The 15867-nt window shown below is 67.6% G+C and carries 16 protein-coding genes; 5 read left to right on the plus strand and 11 right to left on the minus strand.

The genetic code is table 11. The annotated features are described in order from the left end of the window. Positions 1–174: 174 nt before the first annotated feature. The 9 genes from JHD63_RS17965 to grpE all read right to left on the minus strand — a co-directional run bounded on the left by JHD63_RS17965 (position 175) and on the right by grpE (position 10719). The gene (locus tag JHD63_RS17965; RefSeq protein ID WP_198972181.1) at positions 175–768 is read right to left on the minus strand and encodes a type IV pilus assembly protein FimV; all 594 of its coding nucleotides are present in this window, start codon (positions 766–768) and stop codon (positions 175–177) included. Between the two features lie 190 nt (positions 769–958). Further along, positions 959–2077: an aspartate-semialdehyde dehydrogenase gene (gene asd, locus JHD63_RS17970; RefSeq protein ID WP_198972182.1), complete on the minus strand. Its 1119-nt coding sequence runs from the start codon at positions 2075–2077 to the stop codon at positions 959–961. 93 nt (positions 2078–2170) lie between these two features. Further along, positions 2171–3259 carry a 3-isopropylmalate dehydrogenase gene (leuB, locus tag JHD63_RS17975; RefSeq protein ID WP_198972195.1) on the minus strand — a complete coding sequence of 363 codons (1089 nt, stop codon included), beginning with the start codon at positions 3257–3259 and terminating at the stop codon, positions 2171–2173. A gap of 79 nt (positions 3260–3338) precedes the next feature. Continuing rightward, on the minus strand, positions 3339–3989 hold the full coding sequence (leuD, locus tag JHD63_RS17980) for a 3-isopropylmalate dehydratase small subunit (RefSeq protein WP_198972183.1): 651 nt from the start codon (positions 3987–3989) through the stop codon (positions 3339–3341). Between the two features lie 141 nt (positions 3990–4130). Further along, entirely contained in the window at positions 4131–5549 is a 1419-nt protein-coding gene (gene leuC / locus JHD63_RS17985) for a 3-isopropylmalate dehydratase large subunit (RefSeq protein ID WP_198972184.1), read from the minus strand. A 29-nt stretch (positions 5550–5578) separates the two neighbouring features. Beyond that, positions 5579–6505: a LysR family transcriptional regulator gene (locus JHD63_RS17990; RefSeq protein ID WP_198972185.1), complete on the minus strand. Its 927-nt coding sequence runs from the start codon at positions 6503–6505 to the stop codon at positions 5579–5581. A 350-nt stretch (positions 6506–6855) separates the two neighbouring features. Further along, positions 6856–7989 carry a molecular chaperone DnaJ gene (dnaJ, locus tag JHD63_RS17995; protein ID WP_198972186.1) on the minus strand — a complete coding sequence of 378 codons (1134 nt, stop codon included), beginning with the start codon at positions 7987–7989 and terminating at the stop codon, positions 6856–6858. A 95-nt stretch (positions 7990–8084) separates the two neighbouring features. Then, positions 8085–10034: a molecular chaperone DnaK gene (dnaK, locus tag JHD63_RS18000; RefSeq protein ID WP_198972187.1), complete on the minus strand. Its 1950-nt coding sequence runs from the start codon at positions 10032–10034 to the stop codon at positions 8085–8087. Positions 10035–10164: 130 nt separating this feature from the next. Further along, a complete protein-coding gene (gene grpE / locus JHD63_RS18005; RefSeq protein WP_198972188.1) occupies positions 10165–10719 on the minus strand; it encodes a nucleotide exchange factor GrpE in 555 nt (184 codons plus the stop codon). A 234-nt stretch (positions 10720–10953) separates the two neighbouring features. Between grpE and rpsF the strand changes: the two genes are divergently transcribed. The 5 genes from rpsF (at position 10954) to dnaB (ending at position 14023) form a co-directional block, all read left to right on the plus strand. Beyond that, complete coding sequence (gene rpsF, locus JHD63_RS18010) at positions 10954–11382, plus strand: 30S ribosomal protein S6 (RefSeq protein ID WP_198972189.1); 429 nt, start codon at positions 10954–10956, stop codon at positions 11380–11382. A 14-nt stretch (positions 11383–11396) separates the two neighbouring features. Further along, the gene (priB, locus tag JHD63_RS18015; RefSeq protein ID WP_198972190.1) at positions 11397–11687 is read left to right on the plus strand and encodes a primosomal replication protein N; all 291 of its coding nucleotides are present in this window, start codon (positions 11397–11399) and stop codon (positions 11685–11687) included. 18 nt (positions 11688–11705) lie between these two features. Further along, entirely contained in the window at positions 11706–11990 is a 285-nt protein-coding gene (gene rpsR, locus JHD63_RS18020; protein ID WP_198972191.1) for a 30S ribosomal protein S18, read from the plus strand. 11 nt (positions 11991–12001) lie between these two features. After that, complete coding sequence (rplI, locus tag JHD63_RS18025; RefSeq protein WP_198972192.1) at positions 12002–12454, plus strand: 50S ribosomal protein L9; 453 nt, start codon at positions 12002–12004, stop codon at positions 12452–12454. 162 nt (positions 12455–12616) lie between these two features. Beyond that, a complete protein-coding gene (gene dnaB, locus JHD63_RS18030) occupies positions 12617–14023 on the plus strand; it encodes a replicative DNA helicase (RefSeq protein ID WP_198972193.1) in 1407 nt (468 codons plus the stop codon). 76 nt (positions 14024–14099) lie between these two features. Here dnaB and JHD63_RS18035 read toward each other — a convergent pair whose 3' ends face one another. Further along, positions 14100–14489, minus strand: coding sequence for a hypothetical protein (locus JHD63_RS18035; protein ID WP_198972194.1), 390 nt, complete (start codon positions 14487–14489; stop codon positions 14100–14102). A gap of 21 nt (positions 14490–14510) precedes the next feature. After that, positions 14511–15818: a PhoH family protein gene (locus tag JHD63_RS18040; protein ID WP_370590569.1), complete on the minus strand. Its 1308-nt coding sequence runs from the start codon at positions 15816–15818 to the stop codon at positions 14511–14513. Positions 15819–15867: the final 49 nt, after the last annotated feature.

Below are 15867 nucleotides of genomic sequence, written 5' to 3' on the forward strand. Positions count from 1 at the left end.
CCCCCCCCCCCCCCCCCCCCCCCCCCCCCCCCCCCCCCCCCCCCCCCCCCCCCCCCCCCCCCCCCCCCCCCCCCCCCCCCCCCCCCCCCCCCCCCCCCCCCCCCCCCCCCCCCCCCCTCTTATACTGCTCCGCCCACCACCTATATCTACACTAGGTTCTCTTCGTCGGCAGCGTCAGATGTGTATAAGAGACAGCGCGGGAGCCGGGGGCGCGGCGTCCGCGATCCCTGGAACCGGCGCGGGCGCAGCGGGAGCCACCGGCGCCGGGGCTGAGGCGGGAGGCTGCATTGCCGGCGATGCCGGCGCCGCGATCTGCGGCGCAATGGCTGCCTGGGTCGGCGCCCGGGCCGGAGGATCGAGCAGCAGGGTGTAGCTGCGGGACAGCCTGCCGCCGTTCCAACTGGCTTCGAGCAGGATTTCGAGGAACGGGTCGTTGATCGGGCGGCTGCTGGAGACGCGTACCACCGTCCTGCCGTCCGGCCGCTGGACCACGTTCAGCTGCAGCCCTGCGAGCGCAGGGTTGTACTCCACGCCGGCGCTGCGGAAGGCGGCTACCGAGGCCGGCTGGATGCTCAGCGAATCGGCCTCGCTGGCGGAGATCTCGGAGACGTCGATTTCGGCGCGCAGGGGCTCGCCCAGGGCCGACTGCACGCTCATGCGCCCCAGTGCCAGGGCGTTGGCCTGGCCTGATGCGCCAAGGCCGAGCACCAGCGCCGCGGCGGCGGCAAGGCGTCTGCAGCGGGCGGCGCTGTCTCTCCCGGCTGCCACGACCCTCCCGGCCGTCCGATCTTCTATTGTCATGTCGTTACAAGCCCTCGCGCTGCATATGCAGCGAGGCACCTTAGCATCAAAGATTTTTCGTGACAAGGCGAGGGCGCGCGCCGATGCGGCGGGGTCCGCCCGGCAGCGTGGCGGGCACCAGCGTTGTGGTCCCGCCGCAACGCGGGCGGCCTGGCGATCAGTCTTCGAGCAGGATGCGCAGCATGCGGCGCAGCGGCTCGGCGGCGCCCCAGAGCAACTGGTCGCCGATCACGAAGGCCGACACGTACTCCGGGCCCAGGTTGAGCTTGCGCACGCGGCCCACGCCCACTTCCAGGCCGCCGGTGATGGCCGCGGGCGTCAGTTCCTTGACGGTGATGGCGCGCTCGTTGGGCACCCACTTCACCCAGGGGTTGCCGGACCTGATGATGGCCTCGATCTCGGCCAGCGGCAGGTCCTTCTTGAGCTTGAGCGTCAGCGCCAGGCTGTGGCAGCGCATGGCGCCGATGCGCACGCACAGGCCGTCGACGGGGATCACGGCGGGGGTGTCGAGGATCTTGTTGACCTCGGCCTGGCCCTTCCATTCTTCCTTGGACTGGCCGTTGTCCAGTTGCGCGTCGATCCAGGGGATCAGGCCGCCGGCCAGCGGTGCGCCGAAGTATTCGGTCGGCACGTCCTGGCGGATGGCCTGCGCGACCTTGCGGTCGATGTCGAGGATGGCGGAGGAGGTCGTTGCCAGTTCCCCGGCCACGGCGCCGTGCACCACGCCCATGCCCTTGAGCAGTTCGCGCATGTGGTTGGCGCCGCCGCCGGAGGCGGCCTGGTAGGTCATGGAGCTGACCCATTCGACCAGTCCTTGCTTGAACAGGCCGCCCACGCCCATCAGCAGGATGGAGTTGGTGCAGTTGCCGCCGATGTAGTTCCTGGTGCCCTTGGCCAGCGCCGAGCGGATCACGCCGTCGTTGACCGGGTCGAGCACGATGACCGCGTCGTCCCTCATGCGCAGCGTGGAGGCGGCGTCGATCCAGTAGCCGCTCCAGCCGGCGGCGCGCAGTTGGGGGTAGACCTCGGTGGTGTAGTCGCCGCCCTGGGCCGTGATGATGATGTCGCAGCGCTTGAGGGCCTCGATGTCGTGCGCGTCCTGCAGCACGGTTTCCTTCCTGGCCTGCGCCGGGGCCTTGCCGCCGGCGTTGGAGGTGGAGAAGAACACCGGCTCGATGAGGTCGAAATCGCCCTCGGCCTGCATGCGCTCGATCAGCACCGAGCCGACCATGCCGCGCCATCCGACCAGCCCTACGAGATTGCCTACCTTGCTCATCACATTGCCCTTTGCATCAAAAACAGAGAGTGGGGAAACCTGTTTTCGCCCGGCTCGTGCGGCCGGGGTAGGGGCGCGACGAACCGGGCTGTATCAGCCTTTAATGGTCGTCTTGGTGATTGCTGCGACGACGGCGTCGCCCATCTCGCGGGTGCCGACCTGGGTCGTACCGGCAGAGAAGATGTCCGCGGTGCGCAGCCCCTGGGCCAGCACGGCCTGCACCGCGGACTCGATACGGTCGGCGGCGTCGGCTTGTTGGAGGGAGAAGCGGAGCATCATGGCAGCAGACAGTATTGTAGCCAGAGGATTGGCAATGCCCTTGCCGGCGATGTCCGGCGCGCTGCCGTGGCTGGGCTCGTACAGGCCCTGGTTCTTGCTGTTGAGGCTGGCCGAGGGCAGCATGCCGATGGAGCCGGTGAGCATGGCGGCCTCGTCGGAGAGGATGTCGCCGAACATGTTGCCGGTGACCACCACGTCGAATTTCTTCGGCGCCTTGACCAGCTGCATGGCGGCGTTGTCCACGTACATGTGGTCGAGCGCGACGTCCGGGTAGTCCTTGTGCACATCGGTCACCACGTCCTTCCAGAACTGGAAGGTCTCCAGCACGTTGGCCTTGTCCACGCTGGTCACGCGCTTGCTGCGCTTGCGCGCGGCCTGGAACGCGACGTGGGCGATGCGCTCGATCTCCGGGCGGCTGTAGCGCATGGTGTCGAAGGCTTCCTCGGCGCCGGGGAAGTGGCCGTCGGCGGCGGTGCGGCGGCCGCGCGGCTGGCCGAAGTAGATGTCGCCGGTCAGCTCGCGGATGATGAGGATGTCCAGGCCGGCGATCAGTTCGGGCTTGAGGCTCGACGCGCCCACGAGCTGCTCGTAGCAGATGGCGGGGCGGAAGTTGGCGAACAGGCCCAGGTGCTTGCGCAGGCCGAGGATGGCCTGCTCCGGGCGCAGCGGGCGGTCGAGCGTGTCGTACTTCCAGTCGCCGACGGCGCCGAACAGCACGGCGTCGGCCTGCTGGGCGAGCTTGAGGGTCGCCTCGGGCAGCGGGTGGCCGTGCGCCTCGTAGGCGGCGCCGCCGACCACGGCGGTTTCCAGCTCCAGGGGCAGGTCCAGGACCTTCAGGACCTTGACCGCCTCGGCCACGATTTCGGTGCCGATGCCGTCACCCGGGAGTACTGCGATTTTCATGCTCATGGCTTGTTGCTCAGTTTTTGATAGCTATATGCCCAGGTAATACCTGGGCTTCAGGCACTTTTCGTTAAAAAAATCAGCCGGGCATGGTGTGCGCCAGCCAGGGCTTGCGGGCCAGGCGCTCGGCCTCGAAGGCGCGGATCTTGTCCTGGTGGCGCAGTGTCAGGCCGATGTCGTCCAGGCCGTTGAGCAGGCAGTAGCGGCGGAAGGCGTTGACCTCGAACGCGATCTCCTCGCCCTGCGGCTTGACGATCATCTGGCGCTCCAGGTCGATGATGAGCTGGTAGCCGGGGAAGGCGTAGGTCTCCTCGAACAGCCGGGCCACGGTGGCCTCGGGCAGCTGAATGGGCAGCAGGCCGTTCTTGAAGCTGTTGTTGAAGAAGATGTCGGCAAAGCTCGGCGCCAGGATGGCGCGAAAGCCGTACTGGTCCAGCGCCCAGGGCGCGTGCTCGCGGCTGGAGCCGCAGCCGAAGTTCTTGCGCGCCAGCAGGACCGAGGCGCCCTGGTAGCGCGGCTGGTTCAGCACGAAGTCCGGGTTGGGGCGGCGACTGGCCGGGTCCTGCCCGGGCTCGCCATGGTCGAGGTAGCGCCACTCGTCGAACAGGTTCACGCCGAAGCCGGTCTTCTTGATCGACTTGAGGAACTGCTTGGGGATGATGGCGTCGGTGTCGACGTTCTCGCGGTCCATCGGGGCCACGAGGCCTTGGTGCACGGTGAATTTCTGCATGGTTCTCTTTCTGTCGGTCAGCGGCAATCGGGCCTGCGTCCTCTTTCAGCGAACGCCGCGGAACCGGCTCTGCCGGGCCGCTGGCGTCGCCCCCTGCAAGGGGATTGGCGAAGACACGAAGTGCGCAGCTTGGGGGTGAGCCTAGATCCTGCGGATGTCGACGAAGTGGCCGTGGATCGCCGCGGCCGCGGCCATGGCCGGGCTCACCAGGTGGGTGCGCCCGCCCGCGCCCTGGCGGCCTTCGAAGTTGCGGTTGCTGGTGGAGGCGCAGCGCTCGCCCGGCTCCAGCCGGTCGGCGTTCATGGCCAGGCACATCGAGCAGCCGGGCTCGCGCCATTCGAAGCCGGCGGCCCGGAAGATCTCGTGCAGGCCTTCGCGCTCGGCCTGCTCCTTCACCAGGCCGGAGCCCGGCACGACCATGGCGAGCTTGACGTTGCCGGCGACCTTCCGGCCGAGCTTCCTGACCACAGCGGCGGCCTCGCGCATGTCCTCGATGCGGCTGTTGGTGCAGGAGCCGATGAAGATCTTGTCGACGTGGATGTCGTTGAGCGCCTTGCCCGGCTCCAGGCCCATGTAGGTGAGGGCGCGTTCGATCGCGCCGCGCTTGTTCGCGTCCTTCTCCTTGTCGGGGTCGGGCGTGCGCGCGTCGATGCCCAGCACCATCTCGGGCGAGGTGCCCCAGGTGACCTGCGGCACGATCTGCGCGGCGTCGAGTTCCACCACCTGGTCGAACGCGGCGTCGGCATCCGACTGCAGCGTCTTCCAGTAGGCGACGGCCTGCTCCCATTCCACGCCGGTGGGCGAGAGCGGGCGGCCGCGCACGTAGTCGATGGTCTTCTGGTCCACCGCCACCAGCCCGGCGCGCGCGCCGGCCTCGATCGCCATGTTGCAGACCGTCATGCGGCCCTCCATCGACAGCGCGCGGATCGCGTCGCCCGCGAACTCGATGGTGTAGCCGGTGCCGCCGGCCGTGCCGATGCGGCCGATGATGGCCAGCACGATGTCCTTGGCGGTCACGCCGGGGGCCACCTTGCCGTTCACCTTGATGAGCATGTTGCGGGCCTTCTTGGCCAGCAGGGTCTGCGTGGCCATGACGTGCTCGACCTCGCTGGTGCCGATGCCGTGCGCCAGCGCGCCGAAGGCGCCGTGGGTGGAGGTGTGCGAGTCGCCGCAGACCACCGTCATGCCCGGCAGCGTGGCGCCGTTCTCGGGGCCGATCACGTGCACGATGCCCTGGCGCTTGTGCAGGAACGGGAAGAAGGCGGCCGCGCCGGAGGCGGCGATGTTCTTGTCCAGCGTGGTCACCTGCTCCTTGCTGATCGGGTCGGTGATGCCGTCGTAGCCGCGCTCCCAGCCGGTGGTGGGCGTGTTGTGGTCGGCCGTGGCGACGATGGAGCTCACGCGCCAGACCTTGCGGCCGGCCTCGCGCAGGCCCTCGAAGGCCTGTGGGCTGGTGACCTCGTGCACCAGGTGGCGGTCGATGTAGAGCACCGCGGTGCCGTCTTCTTCGGTGTGGACGACGTGCTCGTCCCAGATCTTGTCGTAGAGGGTGCGTCCCATGGGGGTCTCGTGCTTTCGTGGGGTGGAGGTTATGGAGTCGTGGCCGTGCTCAGGTGCTCGACCAGCATGCGCGCGGTGGTGGGCAGGGCGTCGAAATCACGCGCCACCAGTTGCAGCTCGCGCTGCGCCCAGGCGTCGGTCAGCGGCACGGCGCGCAGCCGGCCCACGCCCTGCATCAGCGTGAAGGCGCGCTGCGGCAGCACGCCGATGCCCAGGCCGTTGTCGATCATGCGGCACATGGCGTCCAGGCCGGTCACGCGGATGCGCAGCCTGAGCGTGCGGCCGGCCGCCGCGGCGGCCTGCTGCATGGCCAGGCTCAGGCTGCTGTGCGCCTGCAGGCTGACGATGTCGCAGTCCAGCGCGTCCTCGAAGGCGATGGCGCTGCGGCCAGCCAGGCCATGGCCTTGCGGCACCACCAGCACCAGCTGGTCGGGGCGGTAGCTGCGGCGCTGCAGCGTTTCGGCCGCGCCGCCGGCGCCCAGGCGGCAGATGCCGATGTCGGCCGCGCCCTGGCGCACCGCGTCCAGCACTTCGCCGCTGAGGTGCTCCTCGAGGTCGATCTTGACCTCGGGGTGCGCGCGCGCGAACGAGCCCAGGTCCTCGGGCAGGAACTGCACGATGGCCGAGATGTTGGCGTGGATGCGCACGTGGCCGCGCACGCCGCCGGCGTACTCCTGCAGCTCGCCCTGCATCTTCTCCAGACCGTAGAGCAGGCTGCGCGCATGGTGCAGCAGGCTGTCGCCGGCGGCGGTCAGGCGAACGCCGCGGCTGTGGCGCTCCAGCAGCGGCGCGCCCACCGTGGCTTCGAGGTCGGACAGGCGCTTGCTGACGGCCGAGGCGGCGATGAACTCCTGCTCGGCCGCGCGCCCGATGCTGCCCTGCTCGCACACCGCCACGAAGAGCTGGAGCGAGGTCAGGTCGATGCGGCGCGCAAAGCTGCGGTCGAGGGAGGTCATGGGGCTGGCGGTTCGTGGCCATCGTGTCTGGCGACGTGGGGCGTATTTTCCGCGTTAAAAACACCCTTCGTCATCGCGATGCGAGATGGCAGCAATGCCGCCCGCCGCTGCCTGTGGCGGGCATTTCTGATGCCTTTCATGCCTGTAGCCCAGGATGTACCTGGGCTTCCAGCTATCAATTCAGGAGTGAATCCACAAAAAAGCCCGCCGTAGTCACACGGCGGGCTTGGGGCGCGCTCCCCTGTCGGAAGTACTGCGGAACCGGCTTTGCCGGGCCGCTGGTACTGCCCCCGGAAGGGGCCTGGCGCAGACACGCAGTGCGTGCCGCAGCCTGGGGGCGAGCCCTGCTTCTAGCTGAACAGGTTCTTGAGCTTGTCGGTCCAGCTCTCGCCATTGGGCGAGTGGCGGCCGCCGCCTTTTTTCAGGGATTCGTCCAGCTCCTTGAGCAGCTTGCGCTGGTGCTCGGTAAGCTTGACCGGCGTTTCCACCGCGATGTGGCAGTACAGGTCGCCGGGGTAGCTCGAGCGCACGCCCTTGATGCCCTTGCCGCGCAGGCGGAACTGCTTGCCGGCCTGGGTGCCCTCGGGAATGTCGATGGCGGCCTTGCCGGTCAGCGTGGGCACCTCGATCTCGCCGCCGAGCGCGGCGGTGATGAAGCTCACCGGCACCTGGCAGTGCAGGTCGTCGCCGTCGCGCTCGAAGATGTCGTGCTTCTTCACGCGGATCTCGATGTACAGGTCGCCCGAGGGGCCGCCGTTGGTGCCGGGCTCGCCGTTGCCGGTGCTGCGGATGCGCATGCCGTCGTCGATGCCTTCGGGGATGCGCACTTCGAGCGTCTTCTGGCGCTTGACCTTGCCCTGGCCGTGGCAGGTGGTGCAGGGCTCGGGAATGATCTTGCCGGTGCCGCGGCACTGCGCGCAGGTCTGCTGCACGCTGAAGAAGCCCTGGCGCATCTGCACCGAGCCCGCGCCGTTGCAGGTGGTGCAGGTGATCGGCTTGGTGCCGGGGCGGGCACCGCTGCCGTGGCAGGTGCCGCAGTTGTCCCACGTGGGGATGCGGATCTGCGCATCCTTGCCGCGCGCGGCTTCCTCCAGCGTGATCTCCATCGCGTAGCTGAGGTCGCCGCCGCGGTAGACCTGGCGGCCGCCGGGCCGGCCGCGCTGCTGGCCGAACATGTCGCCGAAGATGTCGCCGAAGGCCTCGGCGAAGCCGCCGAAGCCCTCCGCGCCCGCGCCCGGTCCGCGCATGTTCGGGTCCACGCCGGCATGGCCATACTGGTCGTAGGCGGCGCGCTTCTGAGGGTCGGAGAGCATCTCGTAGGCCTCCTTGGCCTCCTTGAATTTCTCTTCGGCAGCCTTGCTCGGCTCACCCTGGTTGCGGTCAGGGTGGTACTTCATCGCGAGCTTGCGATACGCCTTCTTGATGTCTTCTTCGCTTGCGTTCTTCGCAAGGCCGAGGACCTCGTAGTAATCTCTTTTCGCCATCTTTTCCAAGCCTGCTCACTGGAACGGGAACGCCGCGCCGGCTCTTGTCAGAACCCTGCGCGGCGCATCGAAGGGGCTTTCCAGCGCCTGCGCGCTCAGCCCTTCTTGACTTCCTTCACCTCGGCGTCGACGACGTTGTCGTCCTGCGCCGCGGCCGAGGCCTGCTGCGCGTGCGGCTGCTCACCGCCCGCGGCGGCGCCGGCGGCCGCGGCCTGGGCGGCCTGCTCGGCGGCGTAGATCTTCTCGCCGAGCTTCTGGCTGGCGGCCATCAGCGCCGTGGTCTTCTCCTCGATCGCGGCCTTGTCCTCGCCCTTGAGCGCGTCTTCGAGCGCCTGGGCGGCGGCCTCGATCGCGCTCTTGTCGCCGGCTTCGAGCTTGTCGCCGTGCTCGGCCAGGCTCTTCTTCACGCTGTGGACCGAGGCCTCGCCCTGGTTGCGCGCCTGGGCCAGCTCGACCTTCTTCTTGTCCTCGGCCGCGTTGAGTTCGGCGTCCTTCACCATCTTCTGGATCTCTTCCTCGGTCAGGCCCGAGTTGGCCTTGATGGTGATCTTGTTCTCCTTGCCGGTGCCCTTGTCCTTGGCGCCCACGTGCAGGATGCCGTTGGCGTCGATGTCGAAGGACACCTCGATCTGCGGCGTGCCGCGCGCGGCCGGCGGGATGCCCTCGAGGTTGAACTCGCCCAGCAGCTTGTTGGCGCTGGCCAGCTCGCGCTCGCCCTGGAACACCTTGATGGTCACGGCCGGCTGGTTGTCGTCGGCGGTGGAGAAGGTCTGCGCGAACTTGGTCGGGATGGTCGTGTTCTTGGCGATCATCTTGGTCATCACGCCGCCCAGCGTCTCGATGCCGAGTGACAGCGGCGTCACGTCCAGCAGCAGCACGTCCTTGCGGTCGCCCGAGAGCACCTGGCCCTGGATGGCGGCGCCCACGGCCACGGCTTCGTCAGGGTTGACGTCCTTGCGCGGGTCCTTGCCGAAGAATTCCTTGACCTTCTCCTGCACCTTGGGCATGCGGGTCATGCCGCCAACCAGGATCACGTCGTGGATGTCGCCGACGGCCACGCCCGCATCCTTGATCGCGGTGCGGCAGGGGGCGATGGTGCGCTCGATCAGGTCTTCCACCAGCGACTCCAGCTTGGCGCGGGTGAGCCTGACGTTCAGGTGCTTCGGGCCGCTGGCGTCGGCGGTGATGTAGGGCAGGTTGATGTCGGTGGCGGCGGAGGAAGACAGCTCGATCTTGGCCTTCTCGGCGGCTTCCTTCAGGCGTTGCAGCGCGAGCACGTCCTTGGACAGGTCCACGCCCTGCTCCTTCTTGAACTCGCCGATGATGTAGTCGATGATGCGCTGGTCGAAGTCCTCGCCGCCCAGGAAGGTGTCGCCGTTGGTGGACAGCACCTCGAACTGCTTCTCGCCGTCGATGTCGGCGATCTCGATGATGGACACGTCGAAGGTGCCGCCGCCCAGGTCATAGACGGCGATCTTGCGGTCGCCCTTCTCGTTCTTGTCCAGGCCGAAGGCCAGCGCGGCCGCGGTCGGCTCGTTGATGATGCGCTTGACGTCCAGGCCGGCGATGCGGCCGGCGTCCTTGGTGGCCTGGCGCTGCGCGTCGTTGAAGTACGCGGGCACCGTGATCACGGCCTCGGTCACCGTCTCGCCCAGGTAGTCCTCGGCGGTCTTCTTCATCTTGCGCAGGATGTCGGCGCTGACCTGCTGGGCCGAGATCTTGTTGCCGCGCACTTCGACCCAGGCGTCGCCGTTGTCGGCCGGCACGATCTTGTAGGGCATCAGGTCGATGTCCTTCTGCACTTCCTTCTCGGTGAACTTGCGGCCGATCAGGCGCTTGATCGCGTAGAGCGTGTTCTTCGGATTGGTCACGGCCTGGCGCTTGGCCGAGGCGCCGACGAGGATCTCGCCGCCCTCCTGGTAGGCCACGATGGAGGGCGTGGTGCGTGCGCCTTCCGAGTTCTCGATGACCTTGGTGGTGTTGCCTTCCATGATGGCGACGCACGAATTCGTGGTGCCCAGGTCGATGCCGATGATCTTGGCCATGAAATTTCTCCTGATCTCTTGAAACTGGGGTTGGGCGTTGCCGCCGCGTGAAGGTTGGGAATCGGATCCGAGTTATGGATCACTTGGCGCTATTCAAGGGCCTTGCGGCTGCGTCGCGCCATGGAAACGTCTACTTTGGCGCCGCCACGGTGACCAGCGCCGGGCGCAGCGTGCGATCGGCGATGGAGTAGCCCTTCTGCAGCACGGACACCACGGTGTTGGCCTCCTGTTCGGACGGAACCATGCTGATGGCCTGGTGCTGGTGCGGGTCGAACCGGGTGCCCGCTGCCGGGTTGATCGTCAGCACCTTGTTGCGTTCCAGGGCGCTGGTGAGCTGGCGGCGCGTGGCTTCCACGCCTTCGCGCATCTGCTCCGGCGTGGCTTCCTTCACCGCCAGGGCGGCGTCCAGGCTGTCGGCCACCGGCAGCAGGCTCTCGGCGAAGCTCTCGATGCCGAACTTGCGGGCCTTGGAGATGTCTTCCTCCGCGCGGCGTCGGGCGTTCTCGGCCTCGGCCTTGGCGCGCAGGAACTGGTCGGCCAGCTCCGCGCTCTTGGCCTGCAGCGCGGCCAGCTCCGACTGGCAGGCGGCCAGGGCGTCGGCGGCGTTCGCGTGCATGGCCGCCTCGATTTCCTCGGGGCTGGCGTCGGCGGGCAGGTCGTGATGGGGTCGGGTGTTGTCGGTCATCGGTTCAACGGATCTTTTCAGGTTGACACGCGCTCAAGTTGAAGGCGTACCCCACCGTTTCAAGAGCAGGGTCTTGCAATTTGTGCAACGCGGATCGGGGGGGCTGCTCCCAGAAAGGAAATGGCCGCGCTATAATTGCCGGCTTTGCCTTGTCGCACCGCTACTGACGCAGCGGGCGACTGTCACCCAAGCCGTCGAATTTCCGGCAACGACGGCCAGCCACAAGGAGAGTCTATGCGTCATTATGAAATCATCCTGCTGATCCACCCGGATCAAAGCGAGCAGGTTCCCGCCATGCTCGAGCGCTACAAGGGCATGATCACCGCCGGCGGCGGCAAGGTCCACCGCGTGGAAGACTGGGGTCGCCGCCAACTGGCCTACCTGATCAACAAGCTCGCCAAGGCGCACTACCTCTGCATCAATATCGAGGCCGATCAGGCCGTGATGGCGGAACTCGAGCATGCGTTCAAGTTCAACGATGCCGTGCTGCGCCATCTGACCGTGCAGCGCAAGAAGGCCGACACCGGCCCGTCCTCGATGATGAAGACCGTCGAGCGCGAAGAAGCCCGCAAGGCGCAGCAAGCCGAGTTCGCCGCCTCCGGCGAGCGTGGCGAGCGCCCCGACCGCGGCGAGCGCAACGACCGGGGCGACCGGGACCGCTGAGGCCCGGCGACGGAGTGGAGAACCAGGTCGTCCTGGGTGCCAGCATCGCCGAAGTGAACGCCATGCGCTACACACCCGCCGGACTCCCCGCGCTGGATCTGCGGCTCGAACACGAGTCCCGGGTCACGGAAGCGGGCCAGCCGCGCGAGGTGAAGGCAGCGATCAAGGCGGTCGCCTTCGGCACCACCGCCGAGCGGCTCGCCCGGCAGGCGGTGGGCAGCATCTGGCGCTTCACCGGCTTTCTGGCCACTCCGCGCAACGGCAAGCATGCCGTTCTGCATATCCAGGAATTCCAGCAAGATTAATTTTCGAGAGGTCCAGCCATGGCCACGTTCAAGAAATTCAACAAAGACAAGCGCCCGAAGCGCAACACCCAGTCGCTGCTGTTCAAGCGCAAGCGCTTCTGCCGCTTCACCGTCGCCGGCGTCGAGGAAATCGACTACAAGGATGTCGACACCCTGCGTGACTTCATCGCCGAGAACGGCAAGATCATCCCGGCGCGCCTGACCGGCACCCGCGCGATCTACCAGCGCCAGCTCAACACCGCCATCAAGCGCGCGCGCTTCCTGGCCATGGTCCCGTACAGCGACCAGCACAAGTCCAACTAAGGAGCCCTGTCATGCAAATCATCCTGCTCGACAAGGTCGTGAACCTCGGCACCCTGGGCGAAATCGTCAAGGTCAAGGACGGTTACGCCCGCAATTTCCTGATCCCGCAAGGCCGCGCCCGCCGCGCCACCGCTGCGGCCAAGGCCGAGTTCGAAGCCAAGCGCGCCGAGCTCGAGAAGGCCGCCGCCGCCAAGCTGGCGCAAGCCCAAGCCCACGGCGAGAAGCTCGCCGGCACGACCGTCAAGCTGACCCAGAAGGCCGGCGTCGATGGCCGCCTGTTCGGTTCGGTCACCAATGCCGACATCGCCGAAGAGCTGTCCAAGAACGGTTACAAGATCGCCAAGTCGCAGGTGCGCCTGCCCAACGGCCCGATCAAGATCGTCGGCGACAACACCGTCAGCGTGCATCTGCACACCGACGTGACGGTCGAGATCACCGTGACCGTGTACGGCGAGACCGCGTAAGCGCGTCTCCCGTGTGTGCGAAAGCCGCCTTCGGGCGGCTTTCGCGTTTTGGGTGCACAGCTTTTACTGTGCCATCAACCGCGCGTGCACCGCTTGTGCCCAGCCTTATCCACAGCCGCTCGCGCGTTTGCGCCGTAGGATGCGATGCCTGCCAAGAAATCCATGTCCGCCGTTCCCAGCTTCAGTCCCCAGGATGCCTCCGGCGACCGCGAGGTGGCCCAGTTGCGCGTGCCGCCGCACTCGATCGAGGCGGAGTCCAGCGTGCTCGGCGGCCTGCTGCTGGACAACGCCGCCTGGGACCGCGTCGGCGACCTGCTCAAGGAGGGCGACTTCTACCGCTTCGAGCACCAGTTGATCTTCACGGCCGTCAGCACGCTGATCAACGGCTCCAAGCCGGCCGACGTGATCACCGTGTTCGAGCACCTGCAGAGCCAGGGCAAGGCCGAGGAGGTCGGCGGCCTGGTCTACCTGAACCAGCTCGCGCAGTACGTGCCCAGCGCCAGCAACATCCGCCGCTATGCGGAAATCGTGCGCGAGCGCGGCATCCTGCGCAAGCTGGTGACCGCCAGCGACGAGATCGCCACCAACGCCTTCAACCCGCAGGGCCGGCCGGTGGCCAAGATCCTGGACGAGGCCGAGCAGAAGATCTTCAACATCGGCGAGGAAGGCTCGCGGATGAAGCAGGGCTTCCAGAGCATGGACACCCTGGTGGTGGACCTGCTCGACCGCGTGCAGGAGATGGCCGACAACCCGAACGACATCACCGGCGTGCCCACCGGCTTCATCGACCTGGACCGCATGACCTCGGGCCTGCAGGCCGGCGACATGGTGGTGCTGGCGGCGCGGCCGTCCATGGGCAAGACCGCGTTCGCCGTGAACATCGCCGAGCACGTGGCGCTCAACGAGGGCCTGCCTGTGGCGGTGTTCTCGATGGAAATGGGCGCCTCGCAACTGGCGGTGCGTATCGTGGGCTCGATCGGCCGCATCGACCAGGGCCACCTACGCACCGGCAAGCTCAGCGACGACGAGTGGCCGCGCCTGACCGAGGCCATCGAGCGGCTGCGCACCGTGTCGCTGCACATCGACGAGACGCCCGGGCTCACGCCCAGCGAACTGCGCGCCAACGCGCGCCGCCTGGCGCGCCAGTGCGGCAAGCTCGGCCTGATCGTGGTCGACTACCTGCAGCTCATGAGCGGCTCCAGCTCCAGCGGCAGCGACAACCGCGCCACGGAACTGGGCGAGATCTCGCGCGGCCTGAAGATGCTGGCCAAGGAACTGCAGTGCCCGGTGATCGCGCTGTCGCAGCTCAACCGCTCGGTCGAGCAGCGCACCGACAAGCGCCCCATGATGTCCGACCTGCGCGAATCCGGCGCCATCGAGCAGGACGCCGACATCATCATGTTCATCTACCGCGACGACTACTACAACAAGGACAGCAAGGAGCCGGGCGTGGCCGAGGTCATCATCGGCAAGCAGCGCAACGGGCCGACCGGTACCGTCAAGCTCGCCTTCCTCAAGCCGCTGACGCGCTTCGAGAGCCTGGCGTCCGGTAGCGGCGGGGATTTCTGAGAATTTGAATGAAAAATGCCTGAAGCCCAGGATTCGCCTGGGCTTCTAGCTATATATTTTATAGCAATGGCGGGCGTCAGCGCTGCGCGGCCCAGACCACCAGCATGGCCACGCTGGCCAGCAGCACGAGGCAGATGGCGCTGAGCAGGCGCACGCGCTTCTGCAGCGCATCCACGGCCTTGACGATGTGCGCGTTCTGCTCCGCGAGCGAGGCGATCAGCTCGGCCGAATCGCGCTGCTCCTTCTCCAGCACCGCCACCTGCGCCTGCAGCGCATGGGCCAGCTGCGCGACGGCCGCCGGGTCGCTGCCGCCCGGGGGCACCGTCGCCACGCCGCCCGCGCCGGGCCGGGCGGCCTCGCGGGTGGAGGTGAACAGCTTCTTCGCGCCCTTGACGATCTTGGGCGTTGCCTCGATCACGTCGCCCCAGGGGACGAGCTTGAGCGCGGTCATCCAGCCGATTCCCATGGCCGTGTCCCCCGGCGTGCCTTACAGCACCTCGCTGGCGAAGTCGGCCAGCCGCGAGCGCTCGCCGCGCGCGAGCGTGATGTGCCCGCCGTGCGGCCAGCCCTTGAACTTGTCGACGGCGAAGGTCAGGCCCGAGGAGCCCTCGGTCAGGTAGGGCGTGTCGATCTGCGCCAGGTTGCCCATGCAGACGATCTTGGTGCCCGGGCCGGCGCGGGTGATCAGCGTCTTCATCTGCTTGGGCGTGAGGTTCTGCGCCTCGTCGATGATGACGTACTTGTTGAGGAAGGTGCGGCCGCGCATGAAGTTCAGGCTCTTGATCTTGATGCGCGAGCGGATCAGCTCGTTGGTCGCCGCGCGCCCCCATTCGCCGGCATTGCCGCCGTCGCCCTTGGCCAGGAATTCGAGGTTGTCGTCCAGCGCGCCCATCCAGGGGCCCATTTTTTCTTCCTCGGTGCCGGGCAGGAAGCCGATGTCCTCGCCCACGCTCACGGTGGCGCGGGTCATGATGATCTCGGTGTAGCGGCGGTCGTCCAGCACCTGCGTCAGGCCCGCGGCCAGCGCCATCAGCGTCTTGCCGGTGCCGGCCGTGCCGGTGAGGGTGACGAAGTCGACCTCCGGGTCCATCAGCAGGTTCATCGCGAAGTTCTGCTCGCGGTTGCGGGTGTTGACGCCCCAGACCGCGTTCTTGGCCGAGCCGTAGTCCTTGAGCGTCTGCAGCACGGCGGTCTTGTCGCGGATCTCGGTGACGCGCGCGTACAGGCTCTGCTCGCCCGGCGCCTCGAAGTAGGCGAACTGGTTGACCAGCAGGCTCGGCACCGCGGGCCCGGTGATGCGGTAGTAGGTGCTGCCGCCGCTCTGCCAGCTCTCCACGCTCTTGCCGTTCTTGATCCAGAAGTCCGCCGGCAGGGCCAGCGCGCCGGAGTACAGCAGGTCGCCGTCCTCCAGCACCTTGTCGTTCTGGTAGTCCTCGGCGTCCAGGCCGAGCGCGCGCGCCTTCACGCGCATGTTGATGTCCTTGGACACCAGCACCACCTCGCGCGGCGCGTATTTGTCGCGCAGCGCCTCGACCACGCCCAGGATCTGGTTGTCCGCCTTGCCCTGGGGCAGGCTGGTGGGCAGCGCGTAGTCGAGCGGCTCGGTCTGGAAGAACAGGCTGCCGCCGGCCTCGCGGTGGCCGGTGGTGTCGAGCTTGAGGCCCCTGGCGATGTCGGCGCCCTGGGCGCCGGCCAGCGCGTCGAGCGTGCGGCTGGTCTGGCGGCCGTCGTGCTGGTGGTGGTCAAGCCTTTCTGAGCGCGGCGCGCCCCGTGAAACCCAGGCGCCCTTCGCAATTCACACTGGAAGACCGGCGGCCACCGCAACGCGCACGGTCCAGCTCCGC

The organism is Xylophilus sp. ASV27 (assembly GCF_016428875.1).
Lineage (GTDB): Bacteria > Pseudomonadota > Gammaproteobacteria > Burkholderiales > Burkholderiaceae_C > Xylophilus.

Coding starts and splice junctions, on each gene's coding strand:
- asd (WP_198972182.1), bottom strand. CDS start 2,077: ATGAGCAAGGTAGGCAATCTCGTAGGGCTGGTCGGATGGCGCGGCATG.
- leuB (WP_198972195.1), bottom strand. CDS start 3,259: ATGAAAATCGCAGTACTCCCGGGTGACGGCATCGGCACCGAAATCGTG.
- leuD (WP_198972183.1), bottom strand. CDS start 3,989: ATGCAGAAATTCACCGTGCACCAAGGCCTCGTGGCCCCGATGGACCGC.
- leuC (WP_198972184.1), bottom strand. CDS start 5,549: ATGGGACGCACCCTCTACGACAAGATCTGGGACGAGCACGTCGTCCAC.
- JHD63_RS17990 (WP_198972185.1), bottom strand. CDS start 6,505: ATGACCTCCCTCGACCGCAGCTTTGCGCGCCGCATCGACCTGACCTCG.
- dnaJ (WP_198972186.1), bottom strand. CDS start 7,989: ATGGCGAAAAGAGATTACTACGAGGTCCTCGGCCTTGCGAAGAACGCA.
- dnaK (WP_198972187.1), bottom strand. CDS start 10,034: ATGGCCAAGATCATCGGCATCGACCTGGGCACCACGAATTCGTGCGTC.
- grpE (WP_198972188.1), bottom strand. CDS start 10,719: ATGACCGACAACACCCGACCCCATCACGACCTGCCCGCCGACGCCAGC.
- rpsF (WP_198972189.1), top strand. CDS start 10,954: ATGCGTCATTATGAAATCATCCTGCTGATCCACCCGGATCAAAGCGAG.
- rpsR (WP_198972191.1), top strand. CDS start 11,706: ATGGCCACGTTCAAGAAATTCAACAAAGACAAGCGCCCGAAGCGCAAC.
- rplI (WP_198972192.1), top strand. CDS start 12,002: ATGCAAATCATCCTGCTCGACAAGGTCGTGAACCTCGGCACCCTGGGC.
- dnaB (WP_198972193.1), top strand. CDS start 12,617: ATGTCCGCCGTTCCCAGCTTCAGTCCCCAGGATGCCTCCGGCGACCGC.
- JHD63_RS18035 (WP_198972194.1), bottom strand. CDS start 14,489: ATGGGAATCGGCTGGATGACCGCGCTCAAGCTCGTCCCCTGGGGCGAC.